At 59.5% G+C, this 2,602-nt stretch carries 4 protein-coding genes; all 4 read right to left on the bottom strand.

What is annotated here, in order from left to right; translation table 11 throughout:
• Positions 1–84: 84 nt before the first annotated feature.
• Positions 85–774 (bottom strand): pirin family protein, encoded by a 690-nt coding sequence (locus OP495_RS17125; protein ID WP_035414647.1) that lies wholly within the window; start codon positions 772–774, stop codon positions 85–87.
• Between the two features lie 160 nt (positions 775–934).
• The gene (gene wrbA / locus OP495_RS17120; protein WP_035414645.1) at positions 935–1,540 is read right to left on the bottom strand and encodes an NAD(P)H:quinone oxidoreductase; all 606 of its coding nucleotides are present in this window, start codon (positions 1,538–1,540) and stop codon (positions 935–937) included.
• A 105-nt stretch (positions 1,541–1,645) separates the two neighbouring features.
• Positions 1,646–2,092 carry a DoxX family protein gene (locus OP495_RS17115; RefSeq protein ID WP_075369356.1) on the bottom strand — a complete coding sequence of 149 codons (447 nt, stop codon included), beginning with the start codon at positions 2,090–2,092 and terminating at the stop codon, positions 1,646–1,648.
• 140 nt (positions 2,093–2,232) lie between these two features.
• Positions 2,233–2,538 carry a hypothetical protein gene (locus OP495_RS17110; protein WP_035414642.1) on the bottom strand — a complete coding sequence of 102 codons (306 nt, stop codon included), beginning with the start codon at positions 2,536–2,538 and terminating at the stop codon, positions 2,233–2,235.
• Positions 2,539–2,602: the final 64 nt, after the last annotated feature.

The raw sequence follows: 2,602 nt of genomic DNA, 5'->3' as shown, positions 1-2,602 counted from the left end.
GTACTGCTCCGGGCAGCGTGGGACCAACGAGAACACGAATGGCCTGATACGGCAGTACTTTCCTAGAGCTTCACGACAGGTGAGTTACGCCAGATCAAACAGGAGAATCTCCGAGGCCTCGATGCCGACCACCTCGATGGGTTCGTCCGGCTGGAAGGCGGCGGCATCGCCGGCCGAAAGCTGCTGGCCATTGACCTCAGCCTCTCCCCGCACCATGTGCAGCCAGGCATGACGGAGGGCCGGCGTCTTCACCTGCTCACCGGCATCGAATAGCCCTGCATAGAGGTTGACGTCCTGATTCACGCTGACAGAGCCGTCGCGCCCCTCCTGGGAGACGACCAGGCGCCACTGGCCCTGTCGTTCCTGCTCAGGAAAGGTCTTCTGTTCGTAACTGGGGGTGATGCCACGCTGCTGCGGCTCGATCCAGATCTGCAGGAAGTGGAGTTCCTCGCTGGATGAGTGATTGAATTCGCTGTGCAGTACGCCGGTGCCGGCCGACATGCGCTGCACATCGCCAGGGCGCATGACCGCCCCGTTTCCCATGCTGTCCTTGTGGGCCATGGCACCCGACAGGACATAGGAGATGATCTCCATATTCCGATGCGGGTGGGCACCAAAGCCCGCACCGCCCTGGACGCGGTCTTCGTTGATGACACGCAGCTTCCTGAACCCCATGTGGTCGGGGTCAAAGTAGTCGGCGAACGAGAAGGTGTGTCGGGAGCGCAGCCAGCCGTGATCGGCATAGCCGCGATCATTGGCACGTCGCAGGATCATGTGTTCCTCCTTTCCCGAGAGCGGGAGACGTCTTGTCACTTCGAGACAGCTCGCTCTGTGGTGGGTGGGTTGGTATTCATGAAAATCGGCAAGGCCCCTCCCTGACCAGGACCTTGCCGACGCATTTCTTTAGGGGCTTATCAGGAGGTGATACTGAGCCTCAACCGTTGGCCTTGAGTCGGGCTGCCACCTTGGCCACGGTCTCGCCCTGGAAGCGGGCAATGGTCAGCTCACGATCATCGGGCTGGCGAGAGCCGTCTCCTCCGGCGATGGTGGACGCCCCATAGGGCGTACCACCACCCACCTGGGAAATATCGAACAGTTCCGGCGTGGCATAGCCGATTGGCACGATGATCATCCCGTGGTGCGCCAGGGTGGTCCAGGTCGAGGCAATGGTCATTTCCTCGCCCCCTCCTGTCCCGGTCGAGGTAAAGACGCTGGCCACCTTGCCCACCAGGCCACCGTTGGCCCATAAGCCACCCGTCTGGTCGAGGAAGGTGCGCATCTGGCCGGCCATGTTGCCGAAACGCGTGGGCGTGCCGAAGATGATCGCGTCGTAGTCAGCCAGCTCCTTGGGCGAGGCTTCCGGGGCCTGCTGGTCGGACTTGCCGCCGGCAGCCTTCAACGCTTCAGGGTCCATGGTTTCCGGTACGCGCTTCACCGTCACCTCGACGCCGTCCACCTGGCGTGCGCCGTCGGCAATGCTGTTTGCCATCGTCTCGATATGGCCGTACATGGAGTAATAGAGAACCAGTACCTTGGTCATGGGTTGTACCTCCTGAGTGGTGCTGCGGGCTTTCGGTCTTCCAAACAAACGGGCAATTGCCTCGGTCAGTGATGCCATGGAGCGTCTCCTGTGAATCCGTGAGGCTTATTGCACTTGGCGCGTCAGATATCGATCCAGCGAGGCTCGCCCCGCACCACTGATGGCCAGTGATACCGTGATGGCCAGCAGCGAGAGGGCAAATTCATAGCCGTTGTTACTCATGAACAGGCCATTGGCGACATGGACGCTGAAGATCGCCACCAGCATGGTAACGGCCAGGGCCAAAGCCGCCGGGCGGATCAAAAGGCCGATCAACAGCGCGATGCCGCCGAAGAACTCGGCACTGCCTGCCGCGAGGGCCATCAGGTAACCGGGTTCCAGGCCGATGGAGGCCAGCCACTGTCCGGTTCCCTCCAGGCCGTAACCGCCGAACCAGCCGAACAGCTTCTGGGCGCCGTGTGCCATGAAGATGATGCCGGCGGGGATACGCAGCGCCAGAGGAACGAGGCTCCCATGCGTTGAGCATGCTTTTTGAATAGCGGAACTATGCATGACTTTATTCCAGTTATTTCCACGAATCCCCCAGCAGCAATACTGTAAAGCTAGACTGATTTAAGGACTGGTGAAGTTCTGATACCAAATGAACGGATATGCCAATCAACTCGTTTCCAACATAATGGCTGATAATTTCATTATGAGTTGGTAGCTTCCCGAGCCGGCTTCAAAGGGTCACCCGCCACTTCGATGACTGTGGCGTGATGATGTTTCGCGTTCAGGGTAGCGCGGGCTTTCGCCATGGCAGTGCTGTTTCCGCCATTCCCGATAGCGCCGGTAAACTCCCTCATCGGGACAGGCGCTTCGTTACCCTGGCTCGCTGCCTGGTGAGATGTGGCCAGGGGGTCGTTCAACTGCATAGTGAGTACAGATGCCTGCCCGGCCTGTGCGGCCATCGGGATAGTAGCGATCATCAGGGCTGGAAGGGTCAGCTTGAGTTTCATGATGTGTCTCCTTTGCTTCGATGAAGAGAGAAGCTCTTGGGTTGATGATGAGCATGTTAATAGA

Origin of the sequence: Chromohalobacter sp. 296-RDG, assembly GCF_029889885.1 — a bacterium.
In the GTDB taxonomy this organism is placed as follows: Bacteria; Pseudomonadota; Gammaproteobacteria; order Pseudomonadales; family Halomonadaceae; genus Chromohalobacter.
This window is presented reverse-complemented; position numbering and strand designations above follow the sequence as displayed.

Excerpts from the sequence above, each read along its gene's own strand:
- OP495_RS17125 (WP_035414647.1), bottom strand. The coding sequence starts at position 774 with ATGATCCTGCGACGTGCCAATGATCGCGGCTATGCCGATCACGGCTGG.
- wrbA (WP_035414645.1), bottom strand. The coding sequence starts at position 1,540 with ATGACCAAGGTACTGGTTCTCTATTACTCCATGTACGGCCATATCGAG.
- OP495_RS17115 (WP_075369356.1), bottom strand. The coding sequence starts at position 2,092 with ATGCATAGTTCCGCTATTCAAAAAGCATGCTCAACGCATGGGAGCCTC.
- OP495_RS17110 (WP_035414642.1), bottom strand. The coding sequence starts at position 2,538 with ATGAAACTCAAGCTGACCCTTCCAGCCCTGATGATCGCTACTATCCCG.